The sequence below is a fragment of the Clostridium sp. AF32-12BH genome, from assembly GCF_003477935.1.
GTDB lineage: Bacteria > Bacillota > Clostridia > Lachnospirales > Lachnospiraceae > Brotaphodocola.
Genome location: NZ_QUEH01000002.1, coordinates 121806 through 142622, shown reverse-complemented (window position 1 = coordinate 142622; position 20817 = coordinate 121806). Strand labels below are relative to the sequence as shown.

Here is a 20817-nt window from a genome sequence, read left to right as displayed (position 1 = left end):
GTATTACCTATGAATTGTAATCGCGCAGATATGCAAAAACCATTACGCTTCCGTTTTAAATTTATAAATCGTAATAGTCTGGTAAATATCTCCGCCCTTTAAAATCGGGGACGCAAACTGCGGTTTGTTGACTGCATCCGGGAAGTACTGGGTTTCAAAGCAGTATCCCTGACGATGGTTATAGACTGCCCCGTTCTTGCCCTCCATAGATGTGAGAAAATTGCCGGTATAGAACTGGATTCCCGGAAGGTCCGTATAAACTTCCATGATACGGCCGCTTGCTTCATCTTTGGCTTTCGCAGCCAGTGACAGTTCGCCTTCCTTATGGTTTAAAACCCAGTTGTGGTCATAGCCTTTTGCGAATTTTAATGGCTCATAATCTGCATCGATCTCGTCTGCAATGGTTTTAAACTGTGTAAAATCCATTGGCGTTCCCTTTACTGGGACCAGTTCTCCGGTCGGAATGGAATACTGGTCTGCAATGGTAAACTGGTCTGCATCGATCCAGACTTTCTGGTTCATGGCCGAGCCGGATTCCTGACCAGCCAGGTTAAAATAGGCGTGGTTTGTAAAGTTTGCAATGGTGTCCTCATCACAGGTCATATGATAATCGATACGGAGGGCATCGTCATTGGTCAGGGTGTAGCTGACACGGATATCGGCATTGCCAGGATAATTCTGGTCGCCGTCCGGACTAAAGAGGGAAAACGTGATCTTGGTTCCCTCCGCAGTTTCAGAAACTTCAGCATCCCAGATCCGGTTCCGCAAAAAATCCGGTCCGCTGTGAAGATTGTTGACTCCGTTATCGTTGATGACCAGTGCATAGGTGATGCCGTCAATGGTGCAGGTTGCGTTTCCGATGCGGTTTGCATTTCTTCCAACGATTTCTCCGAAGTGTGTATCCTGATCCAGATATTTTTCCGGTGTGTCAAAACCAAGTACCACATCATTGAAATTACCGTTTTTATCCGGCACAATCATTTCGAGCCAGATCGCACCAAGATCTGTAAACGCAGCTTTTACCCCGTGTTCATTTGTAAGAATGTATTTTGTGAGCTTCGCCCCATTTTCCAGAGTGCCAAATAATTCCTTGCTGCATGCCATAGTCGTATTCCCTCCACGTTTTCCGTATGAAATTCGTTACTGTTCCTGCGCTGCGAAAAAAGCAACGCATGTTCTATTCGATTATAGCATAAAGCGAGGATGCAATCCAGTAGGAACTGAATGCACCCTCGTTTTTGAACCTTTATTTTGTAATACTGCCTGAATCCAATCCGATTATTTGGCCTGGATGTAACCCTGTGCAGTCAGAAGTTCTGCACAAAGCACTGCCCCGCCGGCAGCACCGCGGACGGTGTTGTGGGAAAGTCCTACGAACTTGTAATCGTAGATGCTGTCTTCACGGATACGGCCTACAGAAATGCCCATGCCGTTCTCATAGTCTACATCTAAGGAAACCTGCGGACGGTTATCCTCCTCTAAGTACTGGATAAACTGCTTCGGTGCGCTCGGAAGCTTTAACTCCTGCGGAAGTCCGGAGAATTTCACCAGACGATCGATCAGCTCTTCCTTGGTCGGTTTCTTGCGGAATTTTACGAATACTGCAGCAGTGTGGCCATTTAATACCGGAACACGGATGCACTGGCAGGTGATCTTCGGATCAGATGCCTTTACGATCACGCCATCTTTGATCTCGCCCCAGATACGAAGCGGCTCCTGCTCACTCTTCTCTTCCTCGCCGCCGATGTAAGGAATGATGTTTCCTTCCATTTCCGGCCAGTCTTTGAAGGTTTTTCCTGCACCGGAGATTGCCTGGTAGGTGGTAGCAACGACCTCGTATGGCTCAAACTCTTTCCATGCAGTCAGGACCGGAGCGTAGCTCTGAATGGAGCAGTTCGGCTTTACAGCAACAAAGCCTCTCTTGGTTCCCAGACGTTTTTTCTGGAACTCGATTACTTTAAAGTGCTCCGGGTTGATCTCCGGAACAACCATCGGAACGTCCGGAGTCCAGCGGTGTGCACTGTTATTGGAAACAACCGGGGTCTCAGTCTTTGCGTACGCTTCCTCGATCGCCTTGATCTCTTCCTTGGTCATGTCTACTGCACTGAATACAAAGTCAACACTGGCAGCAACTTTTTCTACCTCATTGACATTCATGACTACCAGCTTCTTTACTGCTTCCGGCATTGGTGTGGTCATTTTCCAGCGTCCGCCGACAGCCTCCTCGTAGGTTTTTCCGGCAGAACGCGGGCTTGCAGCCACGGTAACTACCTCATACCACGGATGATTCTCCAGAAGGGAGATAAATCTCTGTCCTACCATACCGGTCGCGCCAAGCACGCCAACACGCAATTTCTTTTCCATAATCATAAGCTCCTTATTTTCTTCGTGACAATTCTTTCCTGATTCTGACCGGTGACTGTTTTGTGGCTGTTCACACGCTGCAGAAACATTTTTCACCTGTTTGTCACTTTTTGCTTTTTCGTTCCCGCTTATCCTATCTCAATTTTTGTAAAAAATCAATACTGATTCGTCAGAAAAATACATTTGTACGCGCCACACGGATATTTTCTTTGATATAAGTACAACTGCACGTGAGAGACGGAAACTACAGGCGTACCTTACTTCCTTTGCCATCTCGTTTTGCTAATTTCAGACGGTTCAGGTGAACTTCTTTTTCTTTATAAGTGATCTGTGGCTGCTGGGTCACAAAATAAACATTTTCCAACTCGTCTCCCGCTCCCAGCTTCATGCCGCGCACACCGCGGGAATTCTTTTTCAGCTCTGGAATATCTTCCATGGAGAACCGCAGGAACATACCGCCGGCACTTTGCAGGACAAGATCGGTCTCGGTTCCCACAATCCGGACGGTTAACAGGCTGTCTCCCTCCTGCAGCTTGGTCGATGCTACTGTCCGGTTGTTGGTCACAAATTCTTCTGCGGGGACCTGCTTTACCATGGCCATTTTTGTGGCGAACAATAAAATCTGTCCGGTCAGACGTCCAAAATTGGTCAGGAAGATGATTTCTTCTTTGCTTCCATCGTATTTGCTTAAATTATCGATCGGGGTTCCCTTATCGCGGAGTTTTCCGGATGGAACATCCATCAGCTTGATCTGGTGCAGGTTTCCGGTGTCAGTGAATACGCAGAGCTTATCGGTATTCAGACACGGGATCACATACTTGTATTCGGTATCTACGGTTTCCCGGTTCCGGTCGTAAGTGGAACGGTCGAGAAGCTTGCAGTAACCGAAGCGGTCCATGACAAACACCACTTCGCTCACAGCTACCGCAGATTCCTCGTATACGGCCTCTTTTCCGTTTTCGATCAGGGTCTTTCTCGGCTGGGCGAATTCTTCCTTAATGTGGTCCAGATCCTCTTTGATGACCTGATTCATGCCGTCACGGCTCTTTAAGATTTTCTCATATTCTGCAATTTTCTTCAGGCATTCCTTATAGTCTTTCTGCAGCGCCAGGATTTCCAGACCGATCAATTTATAAAGGCGCATTTCGAGAATGGCATTTGCCTGCTTTTCCGTAAAGTTAAGCTGCTTTGCATCCTCCTCAAAGCCCGGATGCTTAAACTGGATCCTGGAAATGTCACCGGTCATTAAGCAGGCTTTGGCGTCTTTTAAGTTTTTCGAGCCGCGCAGGATTGCGATGATTAAGTCGATCACATCGCAGGCACGGATGAGACCTTCGCGGATTTCCTTTTTTTCCAGTTCTTTTTCCAGAAGTGCCTGATACTTGCGGGTTGTATTTTCATACAGGAACTCCAGATAATTTTCCAGGATTCCGCGCAAGTTTAAGGTTTCTGGACGTCCGTGGGCGATCGCCAGCATGTTGACGCCAAAGGTATCTTCCAATTTTGTCTTCTTGTAGAGAATGTTGCGGATTTTCTCGATGTCGGCATCCTTTTTCAGCTCGAGGACAATGCGGATTCCCTCTTTGTTTGACTGGTTGGAAATGTCTACAACATCTGATAAAGTCTTGTTTTCTACGAGTTCTGCAATGTCGACCAGGAATTTATTGATGCCGGCACCGATCATGGTGTACGGGATCTCGCTGATGACAAGCTTGTCCCGGTCACTTTTCCGGCGTCCCAATTCTACCTCGATCTTGCCGCGCAGCTTGATCTTACCGGTTCCGGTTTCATAGATCGCCGGCAAATCTTTTTGATTGGCAATGATACCTCCGGTAGGAAAATCCGGCCCCGGCATATATTCCATCATCTCTTCAAGTGACATGTCCGGACGGTCGATATAGGCTTTGACCAGATCGACCACCTCTCCCAAATTGTGTGTCGGGATGCTGGTGCTCATGCCGACCGCGATGCCCTCCGCACCGTTGATCAGAAGGTTCGGCACGCGGACCGGAAGAACCTCCGGCTCTTTTTCAGATTCATCGTAGTTGGATACGAACTGCACGGTCTTGTCCAGATCCTTTAAATACACTTCTTCCGCAAACTTCTTTAAGCGGGCCTCGGTGTAACGCATAGCCGCGGCGCCGTCTCCCTCGATGGAACCGAAGTTTCCGTGACCATCTACCAGGGCCATTCCCTTTTTAAAGTCCTGGGACATCACAACCAGCGTCTCGTAGATGGAGCTGTCACCGTGCGGATGGTATTTACCCATGGTGTCGCCGACGATACGCGCCGATTTTCTGTGTGGTTTATCGTGTCCCAAGCGCAGCTCGCTCATATCGTAAAGGACACGGCGCTGTACCGGCTTTAAGCCGTCGCGCGCATCCGGGATCGCTCTGGCAGTAATGACGCTCATGGAGTAGTTTAAGTAACTGCGCTGCATCTCCTCCGAATATTCTGTTGTTAATATCTTCTCAGCCATGTTTTTTCTCCTTCACTCCCTTACGCATCGATCTCTGCTTCGTTTGCATGGTCATAGATAAACTGTTTTCTTGGCGGCACTTCGCTTCCCATCAGCATCTCGGTCACTTCGGATGCCATGCGTGCATCCTCGATTTCCACACGCTTTAAGACGCGGCGCTCCGGGTCGAGCGTGGTTTCCCAGAGCTGCTCCGGGTCCATCTCACCAAGACCTTTATAACGCTGCAGCCGGAAATCGCCGGTATGGTTTTTTCGGTAGCGCTCCAGCTCTTTATCATCGTATAAGTACTGCTCCTGTCCTCTGGACGGGATGACCTTGTAAAGCGGCGGCATGGCAATGTAAACATGGCCGTTGTAGATCAGCTCCGGCATAAACCGGTATAAAAACGTCAGAAGCAGGGTGTCGATGTGGCTTCCGTCGACATCGGCATCCGTCATGAGAATGATCTTGTTATATTTTAGTTTGGTGATATCGAAATCGTTTCCATACCCTTCTGAAAAGCCGCAGCCGAAGGTATTGATCATGGTTTTGATCTCGGCATTGGCCAGTACCTTGTCCATGGATGCTTTTTCCACATTCAGGATCTTACCACGGATTGGAAGGATTGCCTGGTATTTGCGGTTTCTGGCTGTTTTGGCAGAACCGCCCGCAGAATCTCCCTCTACGATAAAGATTTCGCAAAGCTCGGCATCACGGCTCTCGCAGTTTGCCAGCTTCCCGTTGCTGTCAAAGGAAAATTTAGACTTTGTCAGCATGTTGGTCTTCGCCTTCTCTTCTGCTTTGCGGATCTTTGCGGATTTTTCCGCGCAGCCGATGATGGCTTTTAAAGTCTCCAGATTGCGGTCAAAATAATGCGAAAGCAGATCGCCGGATACCGTAAAGACTGCTTTGGTGGCATCTGCACTTGCAAGCTTCGTTTTCGTCTGACCCTCAAAGATCGGATCCGGATGCTTCACGGCAACGATCGCCGTCATGCCGTTTCGGGTATCCGCACCAGTAAAGTTCGGATCTTTCTCCTTTAAGATGCCCAGCTCTCGGGCATAGGAGTTGATCAGCTGGGTAAAGCGGGTCTTAAAACCAACCAGATGCGTACCGCCCTCTTGCGTAAAAATATTATTACAGAAGCCAAGGATATTTTCCTCAAAAGCATCGACAAACTGGATCGCTACTTCCACCTCGATCTGATCCAGTTCCTTCTTAAAGTAAATTGGTTCGTGGATCACCGTCTTGCCGCGGTTTAATTCCTTTACATAAGCCACGATTCCTTCCGGTTCATGGTAGGTGAGCTCTTCTTTCTCGTTGGCACGTGCATTTTTATAATAAATGGTAAGGCCCGGATTTAAATAAGCGGTCTCATGCAGACGGCTCTTTAACCAGTCTGCCTTAAACCGTGTTTTTTCAAAGATTTCGTCGTCTGGCAGGAAATTGATCTCGGTACCGGTCTGTCTGGTCTTTCCGAGTACCGGGAGCAATCCGTTTTCCAGTTCCACGGTGGGGATACCGCGCTCATACGCATCGTGATGGATAAAACCATTTTTATAGATTTTGACATCCATATGGGCAGATAAGGCATTCACGACAGAGGAACCGACACCGTGCAGTCCGCCGCTGGTCTTGTAAGCCTGGTTGTCAAATTTACCGCCCGCATGCAGTGTAGATAAAACCACACGCTCTGCAGATACGCCTTTTTTATGCATTTCTACCGGGATGCCACGTCCGCTGTCCTTTACCGTACAGGAGCCGTCTGCTTCCAGGATAACCCATATGGTATCGCAGAAACCAGCCAGATGTTCGTCTACTGCATTGTCCACGATCTCATAAATCAGATGATTTAATCCTTTTGTTCCAACGCTTCCAATGTACATGCCGGGACGTTTGCGTACTGCTTCCAGTCCTTCCAGGACCGTGATACTGTCTGCGTTATACTGTGTATTTGCCATGTTTCCCTCCAATTATAAAACAAATGTTCGAATTAAAATTATACAATATAATACCTGAAAAAATCAAGAATCAAAATCCATGATTCCATGTCAAACTACCGCAAAAAAGATTTTCGTTATGGTTCATATCGTTTTCATCCAACAGTCTGCTAGCCCAAAATCACAGCTGCAAGCAGTAAAATCACTGCCATCCCAAAATTCCAGACTGTAAAACGGATCAGATACTGCTGTTTCGTTCCGGCTTCCGGGAAATGCTCCTGACTTTCTGCAAAAAACTTATAAGAGATCAGGCTTGCCAGCGATGCGATCAGCGTACCGAGTCCGCCAATGTTCACACCGCGCAAAAGTGCCGCGTACTGGTCGGTAAAGCCGGAAAGCAGGATTGCTGCCGGTACATTGCTGATCACCTGGCTGCAGGCAAAAGAAACAAACAGTTCCCGGCCCGTCAAGAGCTGGTTTAGCAGATCCCGCACCAGATCCATCCGCTTCATATTGCCGATAAAAATAAAAAATGCAATAAACGTAAGCAGAAGGCTGTAATCGACGTTTCGCGGCAGAAACGTGCTGTGGAAAAGTCCGCTTAACAGCAGGCATCCGATCAATACGATCAGCAGAAGAAGCGGCCATTCCAGCACGCGGAATACCGAAAGCAGGCTGAACAAAAACAGCACTGCCAGCAGCAGATTCTGGTAACGGGACTGATCCTTCTCACTGTGTCGTTTGCCTGCAGGGCGGTCCTGTGTTTTTACATTTGCAAAAGCATGGTCTGCGGTAGCTTTTTGCGTTTTTGTATCTGTATGAGAGGCCAGCATTTCTGACTTCAACCGTTCCGAATCTAATGGGAAGTTTTTATGAGCCACACAAGCTCCCAGGATCATCAAAAAAGAAAGGAGGCTAAGCGGTCCAAGGATCATCAGAAACTGCCCCATTCCCATACCGGAAACCGAATACAGATACAGATTCTGCGGATTTCCCACCGGTGTCATCATGCTGCCCAGGTTCGCTGCGATCGTCTGCATGACAATGACCGGGATCATTTCTTTTTGTAAGCCGGCAAGCTCCAGAACCAGGATCGTAAATGGAACAAACGTCAGCAGTGACACATCGTTGGTGATCCACATGGAGCAAAAGAAGCAAAGCATCACCAGTACCAGATAGAGCTGGCGGAACGTATGGACCTTCGCAAGCAGTGCCTGCGCCACCTTTCCAAAAAACCCGGTCTGTTTAAACCCTTCCATGATCGTCATCAGAGAAAACAGCAATGCCAGTGTCCGGTAGTCCAGATATCCAGGATACTGACTGTCCGGATGGACAAAAAATACAGAAATAACGGCAAGAATTGCTGCAATGCAAAGCACCGTCTCCTTTTTGAAATATGCGACCAGCCTTTTCATGATTCTTTTCATCCCTTTGATTTATTCTTAAAGTAACAAAGTGTTATTATAACCATTTTTTTTTAAGCTGGCAATAGGAAGAAATGATTGCGTCCATGAGTTGATCACCGAAAACAGAACTAAGAAAATATAAAAAAATGCCCTGCCGGACTTTTGCCCGGCAGGGCTCTGTTTCTATAACAGGTAATGTTATTGATTAGAAATCTACCTCAGTATCATAGTAGCAGCACTTCAGAAGTTTTTCCATCTCCTCCTGGCTAGGCTGACGCGGGTTGGAACCGGTACATGCGTCTGCGATCGCGTTCTTTGCAATCTCAGGAAGTCTCTCTAAGAATACCTCTTCCGGTACGAAGCCCTGCTCGGTCGGATAGCTGTCTGCGCCATAGTTCTTGATGCAGTGCGGAATCTTTAAGTCGTCGTTCATCTTTCTTAAGTAAGCGATCAGAAGAGCAACTTTCTCATCTAAGGTATCGCCGCCCAGTTTCATGAAGTCTGCGATCTCGCCATAACGCTCTTTCGCGGTTTCATCTTTTGCGTTGAATGCGATAACCTTTGGCAGGTACATCGCGTTTGCAGCACCATGAATGATGTGTGCGCCGTAATCTGCGAAAGCTGCGCCGGTCTTATGAGCCATGGAGTGAACGATACCAAGCAGTGCGTTGGAGAATGCCATACCTGCCAGGCACTGTGCATTGTGCATTGCATCACGTTTTGCCATATCGCCATTGTAAGAGTCAACCAGATCTTTCTGGATCATCTTGATCGCGTGAAGAGCAAGCGGATCGGTAAAGTCACAGTTTGCGGTAGATACATAAGCCTCAATCGCATGGGTCATAGCATCCATACCGGTATGGGCAACCAGTTTCTGCGGCATGGTCTCTGCCAGTTCTGGATCCACGATTGCAACATCCGGGGTGATCTCGAAGTCTGCGATCGGATACTTAATGCCCTTCTGGTAATCGGTAATGATCGAGAATGCAGTAACCTCTGTTGCGGTTCCGGAAGTAGAGGAAATTGCACAGAAGTGAGCTTTTCTTCTCAGTTTCGGAATACCAAATACCTTACACATATCTTCAAAGGTGATATCCGGGTACTCATACTTGATCCACATAGCTTTTGCTGCATCGATCGGGGAACCACCGCCCATAGCTACGATCCAGTCTGGCTGGAAAGCTTCCATGGCTGCTGCACCCTTCATAACGGTCTCTACCGAAGGATCCGACTCGATACCCTCGTAAAGCTGAACTTCCATTCCGGCCTCTTCCAGATACTGTTTTGCTTTGTCCAGAAATCCGAAGCGTTTCATGGAACCGCCGCCAACGCAGATGATCGCTTTCTTACCTTCGAAAGTCTTTAATGCTTCCAAAGCACCTTTTCCGTGGTATAAGTCTCTCGGTAATGTGAATCTAGCCATAACAAATCCTCCATTCTGCCGCGTCATGTCGCGACACCTTTTTGATTTTGGTTTCTTTTTTCTTATCGTTAATTAATTAACATTAACTCTGCATTTACTATACCATGTTTTGTATATTTTGCAATAGATTTTGAACATTTTTTTCAATTTTATTTTTATATTGCATATTTTACTTGTTAGCGTCTTGTCACATTTCACTTAAAATCAACATTCACTTAAAATCAACACCGATTTAACATAAACTTTGCAGCATACATACAGCGTCACGAAATCTCATTCAAATGTAAAACAGACGCACCATGTTGGGTGCGTCTGCAGTATGATCTTATGTAATGATCCGTCAGATGGTTTTTCTTTTGTTTTCTGTTATCTCTGGCATCCCAGATTGCTGATCTTGTAAGAAACCAGTTTTGGGCTGCTGCAGTTTTTCACAGACAGATTTTTTCTGCATGCAGTTTTGTTCTGTCTGCAGTCATTCGCCTTGCAGCCAAAGCTCTGGCATGCGGAAATAACACAGCCATTGCTGTAACATCCGGTACTATAACATCCGTTATTATTGGAGCAGTTGCCAACTGCCGCGAATGCGGTCATCGGCTGAAAGGCCATCAGGGCAGTCACGGCCATAGCTGCTGCGGTTGTTGCGATGTGTCTTTTCATAGTAGTCATTCTCCTTTTTTATTACATAAATATTACACATTTGTTACAAAAGTATGTTACCATACAGAGAATGGAAAATCCACTGGGAACTACTGGAAATCATACATGGAAAGTGGTCACGGCTTTAAGGAGTAGCCGATTCCAAGTCCTCCTGGTCCAATATGGCAGGTCACACCGAAGGAAAGGTCATCACACAGGATCGTTCTTCCTGGAAAAGCTGCTTCAATCTCTTTTACCCAGGCATCGGTTTCTTCTTTTCCAGCACTGGAAGCTGCCACAATGTGGACATTTCCTGCATGGTATTCATCCTGGTAAGAGTCTTCTATAACCTTTTTCACATCATCGATCATCGTTTGTTTTGCACGCTTTAAACCGCGGCAGTTTTTGTGAAGTTCCAGAATACCGATATCGAAATGCAGAACGGGTTTCACATTTAAAAGTCCGCCAACCAGAGCCACACCGGCTGAAATACGGCCGCCATGCTTTAAGTATTTTAAATCATCGACCGCAATGTAAATGCCTGCTTTTGTCTTAACGCGCTCCATGCGTTCTTTTACTTCAGCTGCACTGCATCCCTGTTCCAAAAGTTCCAGTGCATCCAGAATACTCTGATGGAGCGGTGTTGCAACACTTCCGTTATCTACAACGTAAACCCTGCCCTCGTATTTTTCTTCCCGGGAAAGCATCATGGCAGTCTGACAGGAACCGCTGAGACCACTGCTGATCGGAATATAAAGAATGTCCTCATAGTTTAAAAGTGCCTTGTCCCACAGTTCCATGACCGATTCCGGTGATGGCTGTGAGGTACTGATATTCTCCAGTCTGGACAGACGTTCCAAAAATTCTTCCCTGGTAATGTTGATTCCTTCATAATAACAGACATCATTCATATAAAACGGCATGGGAAGCACATAAATTCCAAGCCGCTCTGCTTCTTCCTGCGAAATGCCGCTATGGCTGTCTGTAACGATTCCTGTTTTTCTCATTCGAAACTCTCCTTTATCCCACCGAAACATACCGGTTCTCATTTGCACATAAAAGCTATTATAGACTAAATTTTCCAAAAGAACAAGTAATCCCCGAAATACCATCGAATGACGGTACTCGGGGATTTTCTTATGTAATCATAATTCGATCACGATTATTTCTTTGCAATGTATTTGCGGATATCAAGGGCAATTGCCACGATGATTACGATACCCTGTACAATGTACTGGTAGTTGGTCTGGATACCAAGGAACTGCATGGAAGATTTCAACAGCTCGAATACCAGAACACCGATGACAACACCGGAGATACGGCCGATACCACCATTTACGGATACACCGCCGATGGTACATGCTGCGATTGCCTCCAGCTCATAGCCCTGACCCATGTTAACGCTGGCACCGCCGGCTTTTGCGCCAAGCAGGAAGCCTGCAATCGCATACAGGGCTGCAGCAGTTACGTAGATGATGATCTTGGTTTTCTTTACGTTTACGCCGGATACCTCAGCAGCAGCCTCGTTGCCGCCGATCGCATACATGTATTTGCCGTGACGGGTGTAGTTGAATACGAACCACATAACCAGGCCAATCACAAATGCGATGATGAACATATACGGGATCTGACCAAATAGCTTGCCGGTTGCGATTGTAGTGTAAGCCTTGCGGTAGCCGCCCAGAGGAGTTGCGTTGGTGTATACCAGGCAGATGCCGTATACAGCCAGCTGCATGCCCAGGGTGCCGATGAAGGCCGGTACATTTAAGTAAGCGATAACGATACCATTGATCAGGCCGAAGATGCAGCAGATCAGGATACATAAAGCCAGAACACCGAATACCGGCATATCGCCTAAATTCGGAAAAAACTTACCGCTGTAGTCTGCGGTCTGAAGTAAGGTACCTGCGATACAGGAAGCAAGACCAACCATACGACCTGCGGAAAGGTCGGTACCTTTGGTGATCAGACAGCCGCTGACACCAAAGGCAATGATAACACGCGCTGCAGTATTAACAGAAATGTTGGATAAGTTGTTCCAGGAGAAGAAATTATCTTTGGTAATGCCGGTGATGAGTACCAGCAGGAGCAGAACAATGATGATACCATTGTCCAGCAGTGTTTTCTTTATATCAATATTTTTTTTATTCATCCTCGTATCCTCCTTAATTGTTTCAATTCACAGTCGGATGCAATTTCCTATGAAACGAAAGACTGACTGTGATTAGTTGAACTGAGTAGCCATACTCATGATATTTTCCTGAGTTGCTTCCTCACCGGAGACCTCACCGGTCAATTTTCCAGCACACATAACCAGGATCCGGTGTGACATACCGATTAACTCCGGCATTTCAGAGGAAATCATGATGATAGATTTGCCCTGTCTTGTCAGTTCGATCATGATCTGGTAGATCTCGTACTTCGCGCCGACATCGATACCTCTGGTCGGCTCATCCATGATCAGCACGTCCGGGTTGTTTGCCAGCCATCTTGCAATAATCACCTTCTGCTGGTTACCACCGGAAAGAGACTGGATCAGTGTCTTGCTGCTCGGAGTCTTGATACTCAGTTTTGCTACATTTTCCTTAACAAGCTCTTCAATCTTTCCGATGTCAAGCATCGGTCCGACCTTTAAGTAGTTGTTAAGGGAGGAAATGGATACGTTGTCCGCGATGGAAAGGCATCCAAGGATACCGGTGCCACGGCGGTCCTCTGTGATCATTCCGATACCATCTTTGATGGCATCACGCGGTCTGGATACCTGGATTGGTTTTCCGTGAACCAGGACCTCTCCGCTCTTAACATGGCGCATACCGAAGATTGCTTCCATCAGCTCTGTTCTCTGGGCTCCAACCAGACCGCCGAAGCCAAGGATCTCGCCCTTCTTTAACTGGAAACTGATATGCTGGAAAGAACGCTCATGGATGCTGCAGAGGTCTTTTACCTCCAGCACCACTTCGTCCTGAATGGTATTTTCCATTGGAGGATAAACATTGGTGAGTTCACGACCTACCATCTGGCGGACAATTTCATCGTCACTGATGTCTTTGACCTCCCAGGTCCCTACATAAGTACCATCACGCATGATGGTAATATCATCGGCAATTTCACGGATCTCAGCCATCTTGTGGGAGATGTAGATCATGGAAACGCCTCTGGATTTAAGATCCCGAATGATGCGGAACAGCGCCTCTACCTCATTATCGGTAAGAGATGATGTCGGCTCATCCAGAATCACAACTTTCGCACTCATGGATACTGCCTTGGCGATCTCTACGGACTGCATCTGTGCAATGGAAAGAGATCCCAGTTTTGCCTTCGGATCGTAAGGCATTTTCACATTGTCCAGCCACTTGGCTGCTTCCTCGTTCATGGTCTTATGATCAATGATCTTTAACGGACCAAAGCTTTTTAGCGGATAACGGCCCAGATACATATTCTCTGCGATCGTTCTCTCCGGGATCGGCTGCAGTTCCTGATGAACCATGGCCAGTCCTTTATGTAAAGCGTCATCTGGATTTAAGATCGTCATTTTCTCTCCATCCAGATAAATTTCACCTTCATCCATTTTATAGATGCCAAATAAACATTTCATTAGGGTAGATTTTCCGGCTCCGTTCTCCCCCATTAACGCATGGACGGTACCGGGACGGACTCTTAAGTTGATGCCGTCGAGGGCTTTTACACCCGGGAAGCTTTTGCAGACTCCCTTCATTTCCAACCTGTACTCTGCCATCCCATTCTCTCCTTTCTGACTCCGTACCGGCTTTTTCAGCCGTTTTCTGCATGCGGCTGCGTTTTCTGCGGCCGTTTGCATTTCTTTAAAAATCGGGTGTGTCAGACGACACACCCGAAAGATGAATCACTGTTAATTACAGGCCAGAGTCTGACTATTTGATGATGTCAAGAATGTCTGCTGCGTTGTCCGGGGTAACCTTTACATAGTCAACCATGTTAACCGGATCAACAGACTCACCGTCTAAGTATTTGACAGCCATATCAGCTGCAGTCTTAGCCTGACCAATGTAATCGTTAAATACGGTACCGGTCATCTTGCCATCGGTGATATTCTGAACTGCCTCGGTCAGAGCATCTACACCTACCAGGTAGATATCCTCATTTACTTTTCTGCCTGCTGCATCGATTGCCTGCAGAGCACCGAGTGCCATTGCATCGTTGTTACAGAAAACAACCTCGATCTTGTCGCCGAACTGGGTTAATGCATCCTGAACGATCTGCTGGCCTTTAGCCTGATCCCAGTCACCTCTCTGGAGCAGAAGCTCTTCAACCTCAACACCTGCATCGGTCAGAGCTTTGATGGAATACTCGGTTCTGTACTGGGCATCTACGTTCTCCGGATCGCCCTGAACCATGATGTAGCTTACTTTGCCATCGCCGTTGATATCACCTTTGTTTGCAGTCTCAAGGATTTCTTCACCCTGATAAGTACCAGACTGTCTTGCGTCTGCACCGACGTAAGTAGCATTGATACCGTCGGAAGCCCATCTCTCTTCCTCTGCGGAATCCGGCTCACGGTTGATGTAAACAACCGGGATTCCAGCATCTTTACACATATCGGTAACCTGCGGTGCGGAAGAAGACTGAACCAGGTTTAAGATCATAACGTCAACGCCGGAAGCGATGAAGTTCTGGATCTGGTTGGTCTGCTCTGCCTGATCGCCCTTACCATCCTGAACGGTGATGTTCTCTTTCTTAAAGCCAAGATCCTCAGTTAAGTATCTCTCTAACTCGGTACGGTACAGAGTCATAAAGTTATCATCGAATTTGTAAATGGAAATGCCGACTTTTTTGTCTGCATAGTCGCCGCCTGCAGCTTCTTTTACTGCTTCTGCAGTGGTCTCTGCTTCTTTTGCAGCTTCGGTCGTTGCTGCCTCAGTTGCAGCTGCAGTAGTCTCTGCCGGTTTGCTTCCGCCGCATGCTGTCATAGACAGGATCATGCAGGATGCCATTGCCATAGCGGTTACTTTCTTTGTTAATCTCATGATGTAAATCCTCCCTTTAAATAAAATTGTCATAATTTGTAAGTTTTTGTTTACTTTCTCCATCTGACAAGCTCATTATAGCGGCGGATTGTGCAGTTTTCCATAGGATTTTCTTTTCAGCATTATGGAATTTTTTCGATTCTACAATTTTTTAAGGATTTATATTGTCTTTTGTGACATGATTCTGCCTGGTCCAGTAGTATTTTTCTCCGTTTAGGCTGATTTTCTCTGGGATTGGTTCACCCAATCCGGCGGATGCTGCAATGGTAAAGATTGCATCTGCATAGCCGCTTTTATCTGAGGACACTGTGCCAAGCATCTTTCCGCTTTTTACTGCATCCAGTCCCGGAGTTGTTCCATCAATTCCAACCACACGGATCCGGTTGGCTCCTGCACGTTCCATCGCATCGATGGCGCCAAGGGCCATATCATCGTTATTACTGATCACCAGTTCGATTTTATCCGGATAGGAAGACAGCCACTGTTCCATCATGGCGGATGCCTGCGAACGTTCCCAGTTTGCAATACCGCCTGTTACTTTTTCAATTGGTACATTCCGGTCTTTTAAAGTCTGGACAGACCATTCCGTACGGATCAGGGAATCCTGATGATTGCTTTCTCCCTCCAGGAGAACGTAGCTGATCACTCCGTCTCCGTTTTTATCAAGGAATGCCGGATCTTTCTCATACTGCTCTGCCACGATTTCTGCTTCCAGCACAGCCGATTCCTTGGCATCCGCACCGACATAGTAAAGCTTGTCCCAGCGGTCCATATCCTCTTCCACCGGCTGCCGGTTAAAAAAGACTACCGGAATATCGGCAGCCATAGCCGGATCGATGATACCAGAGGAGGTGGTCCGGTCAACCGGATTGATGCACAGTGCATCACACCCCAGAGAAACAAAGCGTTCTACCTGCTTATTCTGGGTATACTGATTTCCTTTGGCGTCCTGAATGTCCAAAGTTACCTTGATACCAGTTTCCTGTTCATATGCTTTTGCCCGTTTTTCCAGCTCCGCGCGGATATTGCTGATAAAGGTATCGTCTGCCCGGTACAGGCTGACGCCAATACGGATCGCATTTTTCTTTTCCGGAGTGTTACCGGTCTGGCAGCCGGAAAGAAGACTGCTTGTGAGAAACAGCCCAAGTAATGCAGCAGTTGTCTTTTTGCTATTTACGTTCATGCGTATCAACCTCCTACTCAATGGGATAAAGCATCTTTTCAAACTCCGGACTGCGCAGGTCGTTTCTTTCGATATAATAACTGTCCAGTATCGTTTCTTCCGTCAGTTTCTGGTTTGCCAGAATTTCCACAGCCCGTTTTACACTTAAGTATCCGGTACTGAAATCATCGGTAACACAAAGCCCGTCTATGACGCCACGGTCCAGATAATTCAAAAGCGTGGTAGAAGTTCCTCGTCCATAAAGCCCTTCGACATGTTCCAGATAAACACTGCTGTCTGCAAGGATCTGTGCGGTTTCCAGAAGCGATTCCGAATCCAGCGCAACAATCACCGCCCTGGAAGAATCCGGGTATACCAGTTCTTCAATTGCTTTTCGAAAACTTCCATCTCCATGACGTTCTATTTTTTTAACGATGCACCCGTTTGTCTGCAGCACATTCTCGACTCCATCCTGAAAATGATGTTTCGCAGCAGATTCCTTGCCAGTGTCAAACAGGAAATACGGAACTTCTGTTCCGTGCCGGGTAAGTACCTGTTCTGCAAGTTTACGTCCCATTGCATCATGGTCTGTCATCACCACCGAAGATACTTTATCTCTTGGAAGCGCAGCGTTCACCAGAACCAGCGGAATCTGGAGCCGTTTTTGTGCCAGTGCATCTTCCAGCACATTCTCCGATACCGGCATAACGATCAGTGCTTTTGCGTCATCCTGCTGTTCCCTTGCCAGTCGTTCAATCTGCTGTTCGCCATCGCCGCCCTCATACAGAGTGATCAGGCTTACATCTGCATTCAGTTCGATGGCTGCCCGGTCCACACCTTTTTTGAAATTCTGACAAAATTCATCGGTTGTATCATCCAGGATTACGGAAACCGGATAGATTTCCGTTTTCCGCTCTTTGATGATCAGATCCGTGGAGGAAAGCAGATATAATATAATCAATATGATACCCAGACCGGTCAGAACCAGGTTCTCGCGTTTTTTCATGGTCTTCTCTCCTTTTCCTGGATTTCCCGGTAGTCCACTGCCGGAAGATGAATATGAATGATCGTCCCTTCATCTGGTTCTGATTCAATCCGAAGACCGTATTCGTTTCCGAAATACAGCCGGATCCGTTCATTCACATTTTTAACTCCGATTCCGGAACCTCGTTTGGAGGAGACATGCGCGTGCTCAGTCAAAAGACTGTCAACCTGTTCCTCTGTCATGCCAAGTCCGTTATCCTGAACCGTAAAGCACAATCCATCTTCTTTCCGTTCTGCACGGATCTCAATGAGCCCGTCTCCATCTTTAAATTCCATTCCATGATAAATGGCATTTTCAACGAGAGGCTGAAGCATCAGTTTTAAGCTTGCCATTCCAAGTACTTCTGGATCTGCATCAATCTGATAAGTAAATTTATTCTTAAACCGCATCTGCTGGATCATAAGATAATTGCGCACATGTTCCAGTTCATCCCGCACTGGAATGATACTTTTTCCCTTGCTTAAGCTGATACGGAAAAAACGTGCCAGTGCAGTTACAACCTTGACTGCCTCTGATTTCTGCTCATTTTCGATCATCCAGACAATGATGTCCAGGGTATTATAAAGAAAATGCGGATTGATCTGGGACTGCAGGGTATCGAATTCGCTCTTTCGCTTGGATTCATGTTCCGCAACAATATCCTGCATTAGTATCTTGATCTGTCTTGCCATATCACCGATCGAACGGCCAAGGTGTCGGATTTCGTAAGAACCGCCCTGGTATACTTCCACATCCAGATTTCCGGCTTCCAAGGCATTGACGGATTTTTCCAGTTCCCGGATCGGTATTGTAATGTGGGAGGAAATCGAGGAGTTGATGATCATCAGCATAAATAAAAAGAGTCCGACCAGAAAAAACATGAAGAGCTTTGTTTTCAGGGTATTGAGATAACTGTCCTGCTCTGGTGTAACACCAACCAGCTTCCAGCCGGTATAGCCGACAGACTTTACCGTAACATCGCGGATTTCGCCCTGATAGGATTCCCGGTAATTCCCGTCACGGTAAGTTTCGGCGGCTTTTAAGTTTTCTTCCATCTGTCCCGCATCGATCAGCTGCATCTGCGGATGATAGATCAGCTGTCCACCGGAGCTGATCATGTACAGATAGCCGTGATTTCCCATGGAAATGCTGTCCAGAAGCTGTTTTAAACTTCCGTAGGTAATATCAATCAGCAAAATACCCTGTTCGGTAGATACTCCTTTTGTGAGTTCTACCGCACGGGTCATGGTAATAACCCAGGTATACTGATTTTCGTCGCTGTCAAAAATATATTGTACATGCGGTGTAGAAAAATGCAGGTTTTCGGTTCGCTCCAGTGTTTCAGGAAACCAGTCTTCTTTGCTTACATCAAGTCCCGTTTTCAGCCGGGCTGCCGGTACGGTATCGATGAGTGCCCCGTTTTTGGAAAATAATGCAATATTGGAGACATAATCCCGGTTACTGTCATATAGAAGATTCATTTCTGAGTGAATGCTTTCCTGCGACAGATCTGCATTTTTGATGACATCGTAATACAGGGAATCTGACAGCTTCATAATGGTACGAAGGTAGGAATCCACGGAATGGTTGACCTGTGCCAGCATCGTCTGGTTTTCTTCCTGGATCGCTGCTGTCATCTGGTTGACAAGACGTCCGTAAAAGGAAATTCCCATGAGGATCAGGGCAGTCAGGGCGCTGATCGTAAAATACAGATAAATGGTAGAGCGGATGCTGACGCGGCCAGGCAGATCAGACCATTTCTTTTTTAACATCATGTTTCTCCTTTAACTGCTTTGCGTTCCCCGGTATTTGGTTGGCGAAATTCCAAACCGTTTTTTGAATACATAGCTAAAATAATTTTGTTCCTGATATCCCACTTTCTGGGCGATCACATACGTCTTATCATCCGTCTCGTTGAGCAGTTCCACCGCTTTCTGGAGACGTACTTCTGTCAGATAAGCAATGTAGGTCTGTCCGGTCACCTTGCGGAACATCGTGGAAAAGTATGCCGGACTCATGTGCAGTTCCCGGCAGATCATCTCAACGGAGAGAGACGGGTCCTGATAATGGCTTTCGATATACTGTCTCGCTTCCAGGATTACTTTTTTGGTGGTATTGTCGCGTTCCCGGTTTAAGCTTTCATGGATCCGGAAACAAACTTGCAAAAGCCCGTTTTCAAATTCTTCCGGTTTTCCGATTGTGGAAGGAATATCCATATACTGCGTTTCCGTATCAAAAATCTCCCGGGTCGTCAGATCATACTGCTGCATCAGCCTGGTAACACAGTTAAAAAGAGACAGCATATAAAGCTGCTGCTGTCTGGCATGGACCTTTGCATCGTCCATACGTGCCATCAGTTTTTGAATCGTTTCCGTGATTTTTTCCTGAGGACCGAATTTTACGGCTGTGACAAAATCATTTTCGTCTGTATTATCGAATTTCAGCTTTCCGCGGCTTACCGGTTCCACATCGTTGATGTAGATTGTCTGTCCGGTTCCTACAATGGTCTTATAACCCAGAGCATCCACGGATGACTGGTAGATCCGGCTGATCTCGGACAAATCCTGACAGCTGTGTCCCACAGCAATGGTCACTGTCACATCCAGGATTCTTCTGCATTCTTTGCAAATGTCCCCCAAATGGTCTAAGAGGCCGGTCTGGGAATTGTTTTCATCGATTGCCGCGATCAGGGTCATTCCTGCTGAAGAGTTAAACATCGTGAAACGGCAATACTCTTTTAAATGATCTTCTGCGATCTGGCGCACGGAAATTGGCACCAGCTCCTTCTGCAGGGCGGCTGGACGATCTGTATTTTCTGCCTCAATATGCAGCAAAGCCGTGATCCATTTTTGTGAATGCAGAATGTCCACATTGTATTCTCTTAATTTTTCTTCGATCAAACTGGCATTTGCAGTGCCGCGCACCAGGTCATTTAAAAACACTTCTCTCAAGATCGGGAGGCTTTTCCGGTAACTTTCCTGCAAAAGTGCCGCATCGCGCCGCTGGCAGATTTCCTCATCCAGATTCTGTTTTACCCGTGTCAGAATCTCCGAAAGTTCTTCTACGTTCACCGGCTTTAGTATGTACTCTGTCACGTTCAGTTTAATTGCCTGCTGGGCATATTCAAAATCATCGAAGCCGGAAAAGATCAGCACTTTCATGGAAGGATATTTCTGGCGGATCCTCTCTGTTAAAGTCAGTCCGTCCATAAAGGGCATGCGGATATCTGTCATGACCACTTCTGGTTCCAGCTGTTCGATCTGCTCCAGCGCTTCTGCCCCATTCTCCGCATCGCCCACTACATCAAATCCCAAATGGTTCCAGTCAATTTTTCGTATGATGCCTTTGCGTACCTCTTCTTCGTCATCCACCAGGATGATCCGGTATAAACTCATAGCCTG

The 20817-nt window shown here is 46.8% G+C and carries 15 protein-coding genes; all 15 read right to left on the bottom strand.

Annotated elements, in window-relative coordinates:
• Nucleotides 1–42: 42 nt before the first annotated feature.
• The 15 genes from DWZ40_RS02130 to DWZ40_RS02060 all read right to left on the bottom strand — a co-directional run bounded on the left by DWZ40_RS02130 (nt 43) and on the right by DWZ40_RS02060 (nt 20811).
• Nucleotides 43–1104 (bottom strand): aldose epimerase family protein, encoded by a 1062-nt coding sequence (locus DWZ40_RS02130; protein WP_118540500.1) that lies wholly within the window; start codon nt 1102–1104, stop codon nt 43–45.
• 174 nt (nt 1105–1278) lie between these two features.
• Nucleotides 1279–2364, bottom strand: a complete 1086-nt coding sequence (asd, locus tag DWZ40_RS02125) for an aspartate-semialdehyde dehydrogenase (protein ID WP_118540499.1) — start codon at nt 2362–2364, stop codon at nt 1279–1281.
• A 244-nt stretch (nt 2365–2608) separates the two neighbouring features.
• Nucleotides 2609–4843, bottom strand: coding sequence for a DNA topoisomerase (ATP-hydrolyzing) (locus DWZ40_RS02120; protein WP_118540498.1), 2235 nt, complete (start codon nt 4841–4843; stop codon nt 2609–2611).
• Between the two features lie 20 nt (nt 4844–4863).
• The gene (locus DWZ40_RS02115; protein WP_118540497.1) at nt 4864–6783 is read right to left on the bottom strand and encodes a DNA gyrase subunit B; all 1920 of its coding nucleotides are present in this window, start codon (nt 6781–6783) and stop codon (nt 4864–4866) included.
• 149 nt (nt 6784–6932) lie between these two features.
• Nucleotides 6933–8177 (bottom strand): SLC13 family permease, encoded by a 1245-nt coding sequence (locus DWZ40_RS02110; protein WP_182431593.1) that lies wholly within the window; start codon nt 8175–8177, stop codon nt 6933–6935.
• 196 nt (nt 8178–8373) lie between these two features.
• Nucleotides 8374–9591 carry an iron-containing alcohol dehydrogenase gene (locus DWZ40_RS02105; protein WP_118540495.1) on the bottom strand — a complete coding sequence of 406 codons (1218 nt, stop codon included), beginning with the start codon at nt 9589–9591 and terminating at the stop codon, nt 8374–8376.
• A 366-nt stretch (nt 9592–9957) separates the two neighbouring features.
• Nucleotides 9958–10248 (bottom strand): hypothetical protein, encoded by a 291-nt coding sequence (locus DWZ40_RS02100; protein ID WP_118540494.1) that lies wholly within the window; start codon nt 10246–10248, stop codon nt 9958–9960.
• A gap of 116 nt (nt 10249–10364) precedes the next feature.
• A complete protein-coding gene (locus DWZ40_RS02095) occupies nt 10365–11234 on the bottom strand; it encodes a DegV family protein (protein WP_118540493.1) in 870 nt (289 codons plus the stop codon).
• A gap of 155 nt (nt 11235–11389) precedes the next feature.
• Nucleotides 11390–12379 (bottom strand): beta-methylgalactoside transporter, encoded by a 990-nt coding sequence (locus tag DWZ40_RS02090; protein ID WP_118540492.1) that lies wholly within the window; start codon nt 12377–12379, stop codon nt 11390–11392.
• A gap of 72 nt (nt 12380–12451) precedes the next feature.
• Nucleotides 12452–13963, bottom strand: coding sequence for a sugar ABC transporter ATP-binding protein (locus DWZ40_RS02085; protein ID WP_118540491.1), 1512 nt, complete (start codon nt 13961–13963; stop codon nt 12452–12454).
• A gap of 154 nt (nt 13964–14117) precedes the next feature.
• Entirely contained in the window at nt 14118–15230 is a 1113-nt protein-coding gene (locus tag DWZ40_RS02080) for a galactose ABC transporter substrate-binding protein (RefSeq protein WP_118540490.1), read from the bottom strand.
• A gap of 151 nt (nt 15231–15381) precedes the next feature.
• Entirely contained in the window at nt 15382–16413 is a 1032-nt protein-coding gene (locus DWZ40_RS02075) for a galactose ABC transporter substrate-binding protein (RefSeq protein ID WP_118540489.1), read from the bottom strand.
• Nucleotides 16414–16426: 13 nt separating this feature from the next.
• Nucleotides 16427–17398 carry a substrate-binding domain-containing protein gene (locus DWZ40_RS02070; RefSeq protein WP_118540488.1) on the bottom strand — a complete coding sequence of 324 codons (972 nt, stop codon included), beginning with the start codon at nt 17396–17398 and terminating at the stop codon, nt 16427–16429.
• Complete coding sequence (locus DWZ40_RS02065) at nt 17395–19188, bottom strand: sensor histidine kinase (RefSeq protein ID WP_347560032.1); 1794 nt, start codon at nt 19186–19188, stop codon at nt 17395–17397. Before DWZ40_RS02065 ends, DWZ40_RS02070 begins: the two co-directional genes overlap by 4 nt.
• A gap of 12 nt (nt 19189–19200) precedes the next feature.
• Nucleotides 19201–20811 carry a response regulator gene (locus DWZ40_RS02060; RefSeq protein ID WP_118540486.1) on the bottom strand — a complete coding sequence of 537 codons (1611 nt, stop codon included), beginning with the start codon at nt 20809–20811 and terminating at the stop codon, nt 19201–19203.
• Between the last annotated feature and the right edge of the window lie 6 nt (nt 20812–20817).